Annotated in this window: 9 protein-coding genes and 1 tRNA gene; 5 read left to right on the top strand and 5 right to left on the bottom strand. The window is 42.2% G+C overall.

Annotated features, from left to right (window positions below):
* Nucleotides 1-6: 6 nt before the first annotated feature.
* The 4 genes from amt to Q4486_RS00035 all read right to left on the bottom strand — a co-directional run bounded on the left by amt (nt 7) and on the right by Q4486_RS00035 (nt 8,123).
* Nucleotides 7-3,063 carry an ammonium transporter gene (amt, locus tag Q4486_RS00050; RefSeq protein ID WP_303517437.1) on the bottom strand — a complete coding sequence of 1,019 codons (3,057 nt, stop codon included), beginning with the start codon at nt 3,061-3,063 and terminating at the stop codon, nt 7-9.
* Between the two features lie 239 nt (nt 3,064-3,302).
* Nucleotides 3,303-4,982: a 30S ribosomal protein S1 gene (gene rpsA, locus Q4486_RS00045; RefSeq protein ID WP_303416584.1), complete on the bottom strand. Its 1,680-nt coding sequence runs from the start codon at nt 4,980-4,982 to the stop codon at nt 3,303-3,305.
* A 233-nt stretch (nt 4,983-5,215) separates the two neighbouring features.
* On the bottom strand, nt 5,216-5,995 hold the full coding sequence (locus tag Q4486_RS00040) for a hypothetical protein (protein WP_303416585.1): 780 nt from the start codon (nt 5,993-5,995) through the stop codon (nt 5,216-5,218).
* Between the two features lie 46 nt (nt 5,996-6,041).
* Complete coding sequence (locus Q4486_RS00035; protein ID WP_303416586.1) at nt 6,042-8,123, bottom strand: carboxy terminal-processing peptidase; 2,082 nt, start codon at nt 8,121-8,123, stop codon at nt 6,042-6,044.
* Between the two features lie 151 nt (nt 8,124-8,274).
* Between Q4486_RS00035 and Q4486_RS00030 the strand changes: the two genes are divergently transcribed.
* The 5 genes from Q4486_RS00030 (at nt 8,275) to Q4486_RS00010 (ending at nt 14,285) form a co-directional block, all read left to right on the top strand.
* Entirely contained in the window at nt 8,275-8,790 is a 516-nt protein-coding gene (locus tag Q4486_RS00030; RefSeq protein ID WP_303517435.1) for an FKBP-type peptidyl-prolyl cis-trans isomerase, read from the top strand.
* Between the two features lie 16 nt (nt 8,791-8,806).
* Nucleotides 8,807-10,090 carry a M18 family aminopeptidase gene (locus Q4486_RS00025; RefSeq protein WP_303517434.1) on the top strand — a complete coding sequence of 428 codons (1,284 nt, stop codon included), beginning with the start codon at nt 8,807-8,809 and terminating at the stop codon, nt 10,088-10,090.
* 299 nt (nt 10,091-10,389) lie between these two features.
* Nucleotides 10,390-11,262, top strand: coding sequence for a mannosyl-3-phosphoglycerate phosphatase (locus tag Q4486_RS00020; protein ID WP_303416589.1), 873 nt, complete (start codon nt 10,390-10,392; stop codon nt 11,260-11,262).
* Between the two features lies 1 nt (nt 11,263).
* The gene (locus Q4486_RS00015) at nt 11,264-12,499 is read left to right on the top strand and encodes a glycosyl transferase (protein WP_303416590.1); all 1,236 of its coding nucleotides are present in this window, start codon (nt 11,264-11,266) and stop codon (nt 12,497-12,499) included.
* Nucleotides 12,500-12,524: 25 nt separating this feature from the next.
* Nucleotides 12,525-14,285, top strand: a complete 1,761-nt coding sequence (locus Q4486_RS00010) for a sugar phosphorylase (protein WP_303517433.1) — start codon at nt 12,525-12,527, stop codon at nt 14,283-14,285.
* A gap of 22 nt (nt 14,286-14,307) precedes the next feature.
* Here the strand turns inward: Q4486_RS00010 and Q4486_RS00005 are convergent.
* A tRNA-Pro gene (locus Q4486_RS00005) sits at nt 14,308-14,384 on the bottom strand.
* Between the last annotated feature and the right edge of the window lie 110 nt (nt 14,385-14,494).

The raw sequence follows: 14,494 nt of genomic DNA, 5'->3' as shown, positions 1-14,494 counted from the left end.
CCGCTTTTAATTATCAGTGTTTATTGTAGGTGAAAGCAGCTTAGATATTGCAGATTTTTCAAGAGGCTTGTAGAAATAGTAGCCTTGGAAAACCTCACAGCCGAGCTTAAGTAAGGTATCTAGCTGCCCTTCCGTTTCTACTCCCTCCGCTATTGTACTTAGATTCAGATTCCTGGCTAAATTGATAATAGTTGCACATATTTCAGTGTCCTCGTCTTTACGGTGACACTCTTCTACAAAGGATTGATCTATTTTTAGGATATCGAGAGGTAGTCGTTTTAAATAGTTTAATGAAGAGTAGCCTGTACCAAAATCATCAATAGATATGCTTATATTTAAGGCTTTAAGTTCTTCAAGCACGCTGATACAGATTTCTATATCATCAATTAAAACCCCTTCGGTTATTTCTATTTCGAGTAGTGAGCCTGGAATGGAGAAGAGAACTAACTGCTGTTTTATAAAAGGGACTAGCTCTTCTGATATAAGGTGTTTACCTGAGACATTAACGGCAATAGGTACTGGAGATAGCCCCTGATCGATCCATTCTCGAATCTGCATGAGAGCAGTGTTGATGACCATTTCGCCGAGTTGGATAATGAGATTACTTTCTTCCGCTATAGGTATGAAATCTGTAGGTGAAATCACCCCTTGTTGAGGGTGATTCCATCGAATAAGAGCTTCCAGAGCGATAATATTATCTTTGCTGCGGAATACTTTAGGCTGATAAACAAGGTAGAATTGCTTTTCTGCGAGTCCTATCTTAATTAGGCGCTCGTAGGTTGCTGATTTTGTAACATTTTCGGCCATGTGGGGTTGGAATATTTGATAGTTGTCGCGGCCACTTTCTTTTGCCGCATACATGGCTATATCAGCCTCTTGAATTAGGTTGTCTGCGTGGGTTTGTCCGCATACAGAAAGTGATATACCTATACTAGTAGGGATATTAAATTGCTTTTTGCTTATCTCTACCGGTTTTCGCATTATTTCTAGAATGTCTTTAGCTTTTTTGCTTATTACATCTAGGTTAATTTTCCCTCTGAGTACGACAATAAACTCATCGCCTCCCCAGCGAGCGATAAGGTCATCTTCACGTGCAGCTTCTGTTAGGCGTTTAGCCACTTCACATAACAGTTCATCACCCGCTTTGTGTCCGAGAGTATCATTAATTTTTTTAAATTTATCTAAGTCGAGGAAGAATAGTGCAACGGTTTCGTTATGTAGTTTTGCCACCTCAATAGCTGCAGAAAGTGACTTCATCATATATGTGCGGTTGGATAAGCTAGTTAGCGGGTCTCGGTAGGCAAGAAATTTAAGTCGAGATTGAAGCTTTTGCTCTCGTGTCACATCGCGTATATGGAGTGTAAATTCAGTACGGGAGTCATCTTCCATACGTGTACTGGTTATCGTCACTTCGGCTGGAAAGGGGTGGGCAGATATACGTTGTAGTTGTAGTGCATTTCGTCTATTTAAGACAAGACCATTAGCTGCGCTGAAAAAATGACGCAGGCTGTATTCAACAGCTTCTCTATCTTCTTCGAGGATAAAATACTTGGTAAAGCTTTTGCCTACTACCTGCTTTTTTAGACAGCCCAAGGTACGTTCTGCCGATGGGTTGAATTCAATTATTTTCCCTTCCCAGTCAATAGATATAATGCAATCCATTGATGAGTCTAGAATGGCGCTTTTGCGTTTTTCGCTTGCTTGGAACTGATCAATGGCAAAATCTTTTTGTGACATCTCTTGATTGATGCGTGTAATGACCTGGTTATACTTTTTTGCGATTTGGCCAACTTCAGTAAAGGGTTCTTCGTTCACGGGTGAGGTGAAATTCCCTAGATTCTGTTGTTGTTCCATATCACTTAGAAGGTCAATCAGTTCTGTAGATGCTTGATGCTCGGCAATGTTGAGGCCTTGTTCTTCATCTTGTACGGATACGCGTAATAGAACAAGGCGGTTAATAATACTAAGCAAGCAGTAGCTTACTCCAAAACTGTAGAGGCCAATTGCTGTAATACCACAAAGCTGGATCGCAAGCTGCTGGGAAAACGTAAGTCCTGTATCAAGCTTGCTGTAGTCAGAAAATATAGCAACGGCTATAGTGCCCCAAATACCGGCTAAAAGGTGAGCAGGGATAACAGCAAGCGCATCATCGATCTGCATTTTTTCTAGCCACAGTGTGCCGTAATATACGATGCCGCCAGAGATCATTCCTATAAAGGCAGCGGATATAGGCTCGACAGCGAAACAGGATGCAGTAATGCCAACAAGTCCTGCAATAATGCCATTTAGTATATAGCCAACATCAATAAATCGCTTATCAAAGTAATGGAGGGAGGTTGCGATAAGGCCACCCCAGATGGCGGCAAGGCAGGTGTTGAGTAGGATTTTAGGAACCTGATCGTTGATGGCTAGGACACTACCACCATTGAAGCCAAACCAGCCAAACCAAATGAGTAGTGTCCCCATTGTTGCCATAGGAAGATTACTACCGGATGGGAACTTAGTATTGGCATCGTAGCGCCCAAGTCGAGGGCCGATAATTATTACGCAGGCTAACGCAACCCATCCGCCTACAGAGTGGACGACGGTTGAGCCTGCAAAATCGATAAAACCTAGAGCTTCTAACCAGCCTTGTTGAGTGTCTTGATAAAGACCACCCCAAGCCCAGTGTCCAGTAATAGGGTAGATAGCAACGCTTAGAATTATCGTTGCATATATGTATCCAATAAAACTCATGCGTTCAGCAACGGCGCCCGACATTAGCGTAGCGGCAGTACTGCAAAACATCATTTGAAATATAAAGAAACAGATCTCATCTGCGGAGTTGTCGGTACCAAAGAGGAAGCTGTTACCGCCGATGAAGCCAAGGTAGGTGTTACCAAACATTAACCCGAAGCCAGCTATCCAGAAGATCGTTGTGGAAAGGATAAAGTCAGTAATGTTTTTTGCTGCAACGTTAATGCTGTTTTTACTGCGAATTCTTCCGCTTTCTAGGCATAAAAAACCGGCTTGCATTAAGAACACTAAAAGAGCTGATACAATCAGCCACATATTATCCAGCATTTATAACCTTTCCTTATACGACGAGAGAAAGTGTGTTAACGCTCCGAACTTTTGTAAACCATTGGTCTTAGTAAGTAAATATTCTCTACATTATAGAGTAAGAAATGTTTCCTGTGGGTATTTTTTTAAGAGGTAAGGTAAAGAGAATAAAAGGATTTTGTTGTGAATAAAACAAAAAACCGCAAACAGAGGCCTGTTTGCGGTTTTTAATGTTAAGCCAGTGTTGGCTTAAGCGTTTCTTACTTCTGGTTGTCTAGCTGAGCTTTGATTAGGTCACCAATGGTAGTTGGGCCTGCAACTTCAACTTCAGCATTGCGTACAGCAGAGATTGCTGCTTTCTCTTCAGCCTGTTCTTTCGCTTTGATAGACAGGTTGATTACGCGGTTACGACGATCCATTGTGATGATCTTAGCTTCAACGTCGTCACCAACGTTAAGTACTGTAGTTGCGTCATCAATACGATCAACAGAGATCTCAGAAACTTTAAGCGTACCTTCGATACCTTCAGCTAGTTCAATAACAGCGCCTTTCGCTTCAACGGAGATAACTTTACCGTTTACGATAGTGCCTTTATCGTTTGCTGCAGCGTATTCAGCGAATGGGTCGCTTTCAAGCTGTTTGATACCAAGAGAGATACGCTCTTTTTCTGCATCGATAGAAAGGATAACTGCTTCAACTTCTTCGCCTTTCTTGAACTGGCGTAGAGCTGCTTCAGCATCAGCTTCCCAAGTGATGTCAGACATGTGAACTAGACCGTCAAGCTCGTCCTGTAGGCCAACGAAGATACCAAAGTCAGTGATAGTTTTGATTGTACCAGTAACTTTGTCGTTAGCTGCAAACTGCTCAGCGAAAGTAACCCAAGGGTTAGCAGTACACTGCTTGATACCAAGAGAGATACGACGACGCTCTTCATCAACATCAAGGATCATAACTTCCACTTCATCACCAATGTTTACAACTTTTGATGGGTGGATGTTTTTGTTAGTCCAAGACATTTCAGAAACGTGTACTAGACCTTCTACGCCGTCTTCGATAGATGCGAAGCAACCGTAATCAGTAAGGTTAGTGATGCGCGCCTGGCACTTAGCACCGGATGGGTAACGCTCTTTGATAAGCGCCCATGGGTCCATAGATAGTTGCTTAAGACCAAGAGAAATACGACCAGATTCTTTGTCGAATTTGATGATCTTAACAGTGATTTCGTCACCTGGGTTCAACATTTCAGATGGGTGGGAAATACGTTTCCAAGCCATGTCTGTAATGTGAAGAAGGCCGTCAACACCGCCTAGATCGATGAAAGCACCGTAGTTAGTTAGGTTCTTAACGAAACCTTTAACTTCCTGACCTTCTTCAAGAACTGCTAGCAACTCATCGCGTTGAGCGCTGTTAGCTTCTTGTAGAACCGCACGGCGAGAAACAACAATGTTGTTACGCTTAGGGTCTAGTTTGATCAGTTTAAATTCAAGCTCTTTACCTTCTAGGTGATCAACGTCACGAACTGGACGTACATCTACCAAAGAACCTGGTAAGAAGCCTTGGATGTTGTTGATGCTAACAGTAAAGCCGCCTTTAACTTTGCCGCTGATGTAACCTTTAACAGTTTCTTCAGCTTCAAATTTAGTCTGCAGAACTTCCCAAGCTTCAGCGCGTTTAGCTTTTTCACGAGACAGACGCGTTTCACCAAAGCCATCTTCAACCGCTTCTAGTGCAACTTTAACGTCGTCACCGATTTTGATTTCAAGTTCATTAGCATCGTTAAGGAACTGTGAACGCGGGATGATTGCTTCAGATTTAAGACCAGCATGTACAGTAACCCAGTCGCTGTCGATATCAACAACTTCACCAATTACTAATTTGCCAGGGGTCATGTCTAGTGATTGAAGGGATTCTTCAAACAGATCAGCAAAGCTTTCGCTCATTGAAAATGTCCTATATGTAAGGGCCACATACCATTTTATAAGTTTAATGGGACTGTAGCGCTTCAGCCTGTAATACCGGTTTTACAGGGTCAGTTTTAAGTAGTTCAAAAAGGGCGTTTTGACCGGTTTAGCACCCAATTCAATAGAAATTGAGCGCGCATTATACAGTAAAACCATAAGCTTTACATAGGTTTTGCTGTTAATAGGTGCTTTTATGGCCAGATATTTAGCAATTAAATAGGTTTGTCATAATTGCTGAGGCGCTCATAAAGCGCGGTTTGGCATGGTTTTACAACAGTATCTAAGTCTGCTTTGAGATTTGAAGGGAGGATTGTTGTGTCTTGTTTACGGAAAAAAGTGGTAATGAGCCGCTCCTCCCGTGGAGAGTTTGCGGCAATATCTATTCCATCGCCTACGCAGAAAGCGAATTCAGGCATATAATCTCTAATTAGCATTTCGCGTTCATTGTCTGACAAAATTAGTCGTTTAGCGCCAATGAATTTTTTATATTCGTGCCCAGCCGCTGCCGACATCGCTTCTATTTTTAAGTTTGAGAAGCGCCTGGCGTCAGGCATATCAAGTAATAGCTTTTTTAGTTGCCTTTCTACGGCTGTTATCTCTTCTGCCATGGTGAGTGGGGCGAAGTGCTCATTAAGCTCTTTGTAGGTTTGTAAAGAGGCTATTTTTTCTTGCAGGGTTTCTATTTCAGCACGAAGCTCTTTTTGCTCTTCAATAAGCTGTTCATTATCTGCCATTAACCCTTTGATTACTTTCTGTGTTGGGGTGGCTTTGCTTTCATAGAAGGTAGAAGGGAGCTGCTTTGCGCCTAGCTCACCGATTGTTTCGGAGTGGGTATTGGTAGGTAGAACGGTAAAACCAAATTTCTCAAGGTCTTTTAGATTTTCAGCGTGTTGGCCTTGCATTTGGTTATACATAAGGAAACCGCCGCCTGCTAAGGCGGCCAGAATCAAAGGAATAAGAATAATTAAGACTACGCTTTTTTTGTTTTTCATCCAAAGCCTTTATTATGGGGCTAAAAATAAGCCTCAATTGTACTGATTAATTCTGTTCCGATTGGGTAGCGGAATATTGTAGTTGCATCAGTACAGCATCTAATAGAATGCGGCCACTTTCAACCAGCATTGCTTCAGATTCAGGATTAATAGCGCGGCCTTGGCTATCTTTTTCCAGTTCATCGTCTAGGTCGGATAGTTTCTTTATCGGCGGAAGCTGTTTTTGCGCACGTCGAATATTTTCAGCTTCTACTTGCCATGCTTCGGCGCTATCGCGTTCCTGCTTAAGTACTGACTCCCGTAGCGGAATTAGACTACCTTCTTCACGAACCTCTTTTAAGCGCTCGACTTGTTTGCGCATAAAGACGAAGTCAGGATCTTCTGATGTGCGAGATTGATGGCGTTTATCAATCTGACCAAGAAAAGCTGCTACGCTAGGGTAGGTGCCATGAGGAGCTGAGCGAACTTTGTCCCAAGATAGAGCATTATCGAGCGCACTTTCACCGATGATTTCAGGATCATATAGGGTTGGGTAGTCTATATCAGGCATGACCCCTTTGTTCTGGGTGCTTTCACCTGAAATTCTATAAAATTTAGCGTGTGTTAATTTAAGTTGGCCATGATTTAAGGGAAGTAAGGTTTGTACTGTCCCTTTACCAAATGTTTGTCCGCCGATAATAATGCCTCGATGATAATCTTGAATCGCTCCGGCAAAAATCTCTGATGCGGAAGCGGAGAGGCGATTTACCATGACCGCTACCGGACCTGTGTAAGCGACTTTGGAGTCTCGATCACGTAGTACTTCTACACGTCCCGACGAGTCTTTGACTTGGACAGTGGGCCCATGCTTAATAAACAAGCCGACCGTATCATTGGCTTCCCTAAGTGAGCCGCCGCCATTATTTCGAAGGTCGATAATTAGGCCATCAATCTCTTCTTCTTTTAGCTCAGCAATTAATTTTTCTACATCGCGAGAGGTGCTTTTATAATCATCATCACCTCTTTGTAGTGCCGCAAAGTCGATATAAAATGCGGGAATTTCTATAACGCCAAGTTTGAAGTCTCTGCCTAAATGATTCACTTCAATAACACGTTTTTGTGCTGATTGTTCTTCCAGTTTTACTTTGTTTCGCACAATCTTAACGATTTTTGATGGTCTTTCTTCTTGATCTGAACTTTTTATTTCTAAGCGTACGGTTGTATCTTTCGGGCCGCGAATTAGTTGTACAACATCATCTAATCGCCACCCAATTACGTCCTCTATTTCGCCGTCTTCGCCTTGACCAACACCGATAATTTTATCGGTAGCTTTTAGTTGTCCTGTTTTATCAGCAGGGCCAGCAGGAACTAAGCGAACAATCTGGGTGAATTCGTTTTCACTTTTTAATACAGCCCCAATCCCTTCTAAAGATAAGCTCATGTTTATCTTGAAGTTTTCAGATTTTCTAGGTGAAAAGTATTGTGTGTGAGGGTCATATTGTTTAGTAAAAGCGTTAGCGAATGTTTGGAATACATCTTCGCTATTCACCTGCAGAGAGCGTTTTAATTGGTTATTATAACGTTTAATTAAAACCTCTTTTGCCTCTTCGTCTGTTTTTTCAGCAAACCTAAGATTGAGTAAAGCGCTTTTTAAACGACGATCCCAAAGAGCATTCATCTCCTCTTCGGTTGTAATCCAAGGTGCTTCTTCTCTATCAGTGTTTAAGTTTTCATCAACATCAAAGTCAAATTTTTTGCCTTCTTCTAGTTCGCTGATGGTGAATTTTAAGCGATCTTCAAGGCGTTTCTGGAAGCGGTTATAGATAAAGTAGGCATCATTTAGATCCCCCTTTTTTATGCTGTCATCCAAGGTGTAGCGATACTGTTCAAATTCATCAATATCGCTTTTGTAAAAATAACTGCGAGATGGATCTAAATCTTTTAGGTATTGATCAAATATTTGATTGGAAAGAGAGTCATCAATCGAGATGCGATTGTAGTGACCAAGCTTTAATGACTCATTGATCTCTAGCAGAGTTTGTTTGTGAATCGGTTCTGCTTCTAGCGGAGTTACCAGCGCGTAAGCTGTAATTGGTGCTAAAAGAGAAAACGCTGTAATGAAAAGTGTATTTAATAGCGGTCTATGCATAATGTATTTCTTAACTTTTTAAGCTCTAGATTCTGTTGTGACCTCGTTTGGAAGGGATTAGTTCCCAAACTTATGTCAGTTGAGTGTAGACATGCTGAAGAGTGATGTAAAATCAATTGCTTCTAATTCTCTGGTTATATTGGAATAAAAAATGAAATTTGTTTTTAGGTTTGCAGGCTTAGCTCTGTTATCGGCATTGTTATTTGGCTGTGGTGAGGATGCCGCAGAAGAAAAGTTTAGGCAGGAGTTGGTCGATAAAGCGTTGAATGATGATGTAAGCAAAGCGGGTGCTGCCTTTTTACAAAAGAACGCTTTGATGGAAGGGGTTGTTACTACAAAAAGTGGTTTGCAGTATAAAGTGCTCAAGCAGGGGGAGGGTGAGAGGCCCTCAATTACCGACTTAGTGACTGTTCATTATGAAGGCACGCGTGTAGATGGGCATATATTTGATAGTTCATACCAGCGGGGAGAGCCTTCCGTTTTTCCATTAAATCGTGTGATCAGAGGTTGGACTGAAGGATTAATGATGATGAATAGAGGCAGTACGTGGATGTTGTTTGTACCCTCCGCGCTTGCATATGGGGCAACGAGCCCTACAGATGATATACCGGCTAATTCAACGTTGATCTTCAAGGTTGAATTAATTGATTTTACAGCTGCAGAGTAGGAATTAAGGGAATCTTATGTCTGAATTATTAGTTGATCTTAAAGATTTTTTGCAATCAGCCCCTACGCCTTATCATGCTGTTAATGAGATGGCTAAGCGTCTAGATGCGGCGGGTTACCAGTGTGTTGACGAGGCTGATGCTTGGTGTGTAAGTGCTGGCGGTCGTTATTATACAGTGCGTAATGGCTCTTCCATTGTTGCATGGAGCATGCCCGCGAACCGAAGCTTACTCGAATCTGGTTTTAGAATGGTGGGAGCTCATACTGACTCGCCTTGTTTAAAAGTTAAGCCTTTGCCTGAGCTTTGTAGGCAAGGCTATCAGCAGTTGGGTGTTGAGGTTTATGGTGGGGTTTTGTTGAACCCATGGTTTGACCGAGATCTGTCCATGGCGGGACGCGTTAGCTATTTAGATGCTAATCGATCGCGGCAGCAGGCATTAGTTAATTTTGTTAAGCCAGTAGCTTTACTGCCTAGTTTGGCTATCCATTTAGATCGTGATGCTAACACTAATCGTACAATTAATGCTCAAACACAGTTGCCAGTCATTTTGGCTCAAGGTGAAGAGAAGTGTGACTTTAAGTCCATTCTTGCTCAGCAGTTAAATAAAGAGGGTGTATCTGATATTGATGAAATTCTTGATTATGAAATTTCATTATATGACACACAGGGTCCATCTATTGTTGGACTTGAAGAGGAGTTTATTGCTTCTGCACGGCTAGATAATCTGCTGAGCTGCTTTATGGGTCTTAAGGCGTTGCTTAATGCTGATTCAGAAGAGGGTGTGTTATTAGTATGTAATGACCATGAGGAGGTTGGCAGCATGAGTGCTGCGGGTGCGCAAGGGCCGATGTTGAGCCAAGTTATAGAGCGTTTGCTGCCTGTTGTCGAGGATCGAGTCAGAATGATTAACCGGTCTATGCTTATCTCTGCCGATAATGCCCATGGGATTCATCCGAATTTTGCGGATAAACATGATGAAAACCATGGTCCTTTGCTCAATGCGGGGCCAGTGATCAAAATTAATGCGAATCAACGTTACGCTACTAATAGTGAAACGAGTGGTTTGTTCAGGGATTTAGCTCAGCAGGTAGGTGTTCCTGTTCAGTCTTTTGTTGTGCGTAGCGATATGGGGTGTGGTAGCACAATTGGGCCTATTACAGCAGCAGAGCTTGGGGTTAAAACCTTAGATATAGGTGTGCCGCAGTTTGCTATGCATTCAATTAGGGAGTTAGCCGGTGTTCGGGACGTGGGAGCTTTAATTAAGATTTTAGAGCAGTTCTACCGCGAAGATAGGATTTAACTTTAGTAAGAGATAGATCGAAAAGCGTTAAAATTATTGGTTTTAGCGCTTTTTTCTATGCCAAGATTAGCTGTGAGAGTTTTCTCTCTTGTTTGCGCTCTATGCTGATTTCTTCAGCTATTAAATTCAGAACTAGCCATTCTAGTGCTCCTCTCTGTTCGAAATTTTTAATCGGTATGTTTTGTGCAAGGGTTCTTGTATAAGGTGTTATTTTTATTCATAAAGATAAAATTGCACTTTTTTGGTGCGCTGCTTATGAGTGATTGATTCTGGTGCACGTTCTTACTATGGGAGAGAGAATGTTTAAAAAGGTGCTGGTGTTTACGGATTTGGATGGCTCGTTATTAGACCATTTTAGTTATAGCTATCTAGCTGCGGCTCCTTTATTAGAGCTTTTCCGAGAAAAGGGGGTACCTGTTATCCCTGTGACCAGTAAAACCCGGGCTGAGTTAAAAGTGTTGCGCTCGGAGCTTAAAAACCTTCACCCCTTTGTGGTGGAAAATGGTGCCGCTGTTTTTATTCCACAAGGGTATTTTTCAGCGACCCCATCTGGTTGTGAGCCTTTAGATGGATACGATTGTTATCAGTTCTCTAAACCTCGTGAATTTTGGATAAATTTATTATCTGAGATGGAGGATGAATTTAACGGTGAGTTTGAGACGTTCACGTCCTTAGGTACCGATGGGATTGTTAGGCTCACCGGATTGTCTGAGCACGCTGCGGAGCTTGCTAATCAGCGAGAATATAGCGAGCCAGTGATGTGGAAGGGCTCCAATGAGCGTAAATCTCTTTTTGTCGAAGCATTAAAGAGCTCGGGAGCAACCGTTTTGCAGGGAGGGCGTTTTCTGCATGTTACCGGTCATTGTGATAAAGGCCGTGCCCTTCAGTGGCTATGTAAAAGATATAAAAATGATTCACCAAAGGAGTCATTTTTAACTATTGCCGCAGGTGATAGTTATAACGACAGGGAGATGTTAGAAGTTGCGGATTGTGCTCTCGCCATTCGATCACCTGTACATGATTTTCCAGATATTAAGCATTCAAATATTTACCGTTCTGTGCAACTAGGCCCGCAAGGTTGGGTTGAGGGTATGCGTGAATTTTTGAGTACGGAAGAAACATCCATAGATGTAGATATTATTGACTATCTGCAGAATAAGCTTAGGAGTTGATATGGCTGATTTTTATCAGAATGGAATTATTACTACGCTACATAATCTGTCGAATAGGCCCATTGAAGAGGTAGAGGCTGAGTTAACTCGGTTTGGCCGGAAAAGGCCCATGTCACTTATTTTACCTTCACTTTTTTCTGAGTTAGAGGGGCCTGCGTTAGGGCATATTGTTGACGAACTTTGTAAAGTGCCCTATTTGTCAGAGATTGTTATCGGGCTTGATCGAGCTAATGAAGAGCAGTTTTGCTTTGCTCAGAATTTTTTTAAAAAGCTTCCGCAGCATCACCGCATTCTTTGGAATGATGGTCCCCGTTTACGAGAATTGGATGCAGAACTTCAATCTTTGAAATTAGCCCCTAAAGAACCAGGAAAAGGACGAAATGTTTGGTATTGCATGGGGTATGTGCTGGCGTCAGGACGTGCAGAATCTGTGGCTTTGCATGACTGCGATATCACGACCTATAACCGAGATATGTTAGCGAGGCTTATTTATCCTGTCGCTAACCCTCAGTTTAACTACGAGTTTTGTAAAGGTTTTTATGCGCGAGTTGCGGATGGGAAAATTAATGGTCGGGTGTGTCGATTGCTGGTTACGCCATTATTGCGCGCATTAAAGAAAGTATTTGGGGAGATTGAATATCTGCAGTATATGGATAGCTTCCGTTATCCTTTGGCGGGAGAGTTTTCTTTTCGTCGTGATGTCTTAAGTGATATACGCATTCCGAGTGATTGGGGTTTAGAGATTGGTGTGTTGTCAGAGATGCACCGTAATTATTCAAATAACCGCCTCTGTCAGGTCGATATTGCGGACCAGTATGATCACAAGCACCAAAACTTATCCCTTGATGATAAGAATGCGGGGCTGTCTAAGATGTCCATAGATATCACTAAGGCGTTATTTAGAAAGTTGGCCACGCAAGGACATACTTTTAATAGCGAAACTTTCCGTACCATTAAAGCAACGTATTTCCGTATAGCCTTAGACTTTATTGAAACCTATCACAATGATGCAGTTATGAATGGGTTGCAGCTAGATATTCATGGTGAAGAACAGGCTGTCGAAATGTTTTCGCGGAACATCATTACAGCAGGGGAGCAGTTTCTCGGTAACGCCATGGATACACCATTTATACCAAGCTGGAGTCGAGTAAGTAGTGCGATGCCAGACGTATTTGATCGTCTGGTTGAGGCTGTTGAATTGGATCATAAAGAGTTTATGGCTGAGACGCTTAAATAGTTTCTTAAATAGGGATGTTGCAGATATGGATCGTAGTGTTAGTAATTCAGCCAGTGAGCAATTAAGTTTTCAGATATCTAACCATCTCCAGGTTATATATTCTGAAAAAAGTGTCGAAATGTTGGCTGATTTGGCTTCGGAGCTTGTTGAAATAATGCGTCTGCAGCAGGTTGATGGCGTACCTGTATCCCATAAAAACTATTGGGATGAAAGCGATGTCATTATGATTACTTATGGTGATTCTCTATATGAGCCAGGCAAAAGAGCGCTAACAACATTGCATCGCTTTCTGCATGAACAGTGCGATGGGGTCATTAATGGCGTGCATGTGTTGCCCTTTTTCCCTTATAGCTCAGATGATGGCTTTGCCGTCAGTGATTATTATAAAGTGAGAGAGTCGGTTGGCGAGTGGGAAGATATTAAAAAATTGGCTGCTGAATTTCGTTTGATGTCTGATGTTGTTATTAATCACTGCTCAGGTGAGAGCGGATGGTTTCAAAACTTCATTAAAGGAGAGGGGCCTGGAAGTGATTATTTCTATGTGGCGAGCCCTGACGATGATCTGTCTCAAGTTGTTCGTCCCCGAACAACCCCTTTGTTGAGAGAGGTTGAAACTGAAAAGGGGCTTCAGCATGTTTGGTGTACTTTCAGTCATGATCAGGTAGATTTTGATTTTAGAAATCCAAAAGTTTTAAAAGAGTTTGTAAAGCTTGTTCGCTTCTATTTGGATAACGGCGTTAATATTTTTCGTTTGGATGCCATTGCTTTTTTGTGGAAGGAGAGCGGGACAACGTGCCTGAATTTAGAGCAAACCCATGAGGTTGTTCGATTATTGCGACTTTTGATCGGATTTGCTTGCCCTACTGCCATGATTATTACTGAGACCAATATACCGAGTAGGGAAAACCTATCCTATTTTGGTAATGCTAATGAAGCTCATTGTGTCTATAACTTTTCACTGCCGCCTTTGCTCTTGCATGCGCTTTTAACAGGCCAAAGTTTTTATTTAAAGCAGTGGATGATGAGTATGCCTCCTGCGCAGGATGGTACGGCCTATTTCAACTTTATAGCTTCCCATGATGGTATTGGTTTACGGCCAGTAGAGGGAATCTTACCTGATACTGAAGTTGAAATGTTGACAGACAGGATGCAGGAATGGGGAGGGCATGTTTCGTGGCGTGCTTTAGAAGATGGAGTAAATAAGCCTTATGAGATCAATATTACTCTCTTTGAGGCTCTGCAGGGAACGATAGAAGGAGAGGATGAGTTTGGTGTGGAACGCTTTCTGTGTGCGCATAGAATAATGTTGGCACTGGAAGGTATACCAGGCATCTATTTCCAAAGCTTGTTGGGTAGTCTTAATGATCATGAGCGAGTCAAAATGACGGGGCATTTTCGTTCAATTAATCGTCATCATTGGGAGTATGATTCATTGGTCCAGCTTCTGGGTGACGAAACTTCACATTACGCATATATTTTTGATGCGATGAAACGGCTTATTTCCATTCGTACAAAGCAGACAGCTTTCCATCCTAATGCAACGCAATTTACCCTCCATTTAGGAGATCAGATATTTGGTTTTTGGCGACAAGGGATTAATAGAAGGCAGAGTATTTTTTGTTTGAATAATCTTAGTGATAAGCCTGCAGCATTGCTTTTATCGGATCTAAACTTAATAAATACGCATCAATGGTCAGATCTATTGAGTGATGATGTTTTTGATGACCTGCATGCTACGATCGAGCTTGCGTCTTACCAAAGTATTTGGCTATCAAACGAAAAATAAAAAGGAAGGACAAAATAGGAAGTGGTCGGAGTGATAGGATTCGAACCTACGACCCTCTGGTCCCAAACCAGATGCGCTACCAAGCTGCGCTACACTCCGACATAACTGCTATGCAGTAAAGCCAAAAGAGAAAAGTGGTCGGAGTGATAGGATTCGAACCTACGACCCTCTGGTCCCAAACCAGATGCGCTACCAAGCTGCGCTACACT

Source organism: Neptuniibacter sp. 2_MG-2023 (assembly GCF_030547495.1).
Lineage (GTDB): Bacteria > Pseudomonadota > Gammaproteobacteria > Pseudomonadales > Balneatricaceae > Neptuniibacter.
The sequence above is the reverse complement of the archived record's forward strand: the minus strand, read 5'-3'. Positions and strand labels throughout refer to the sequence as shown.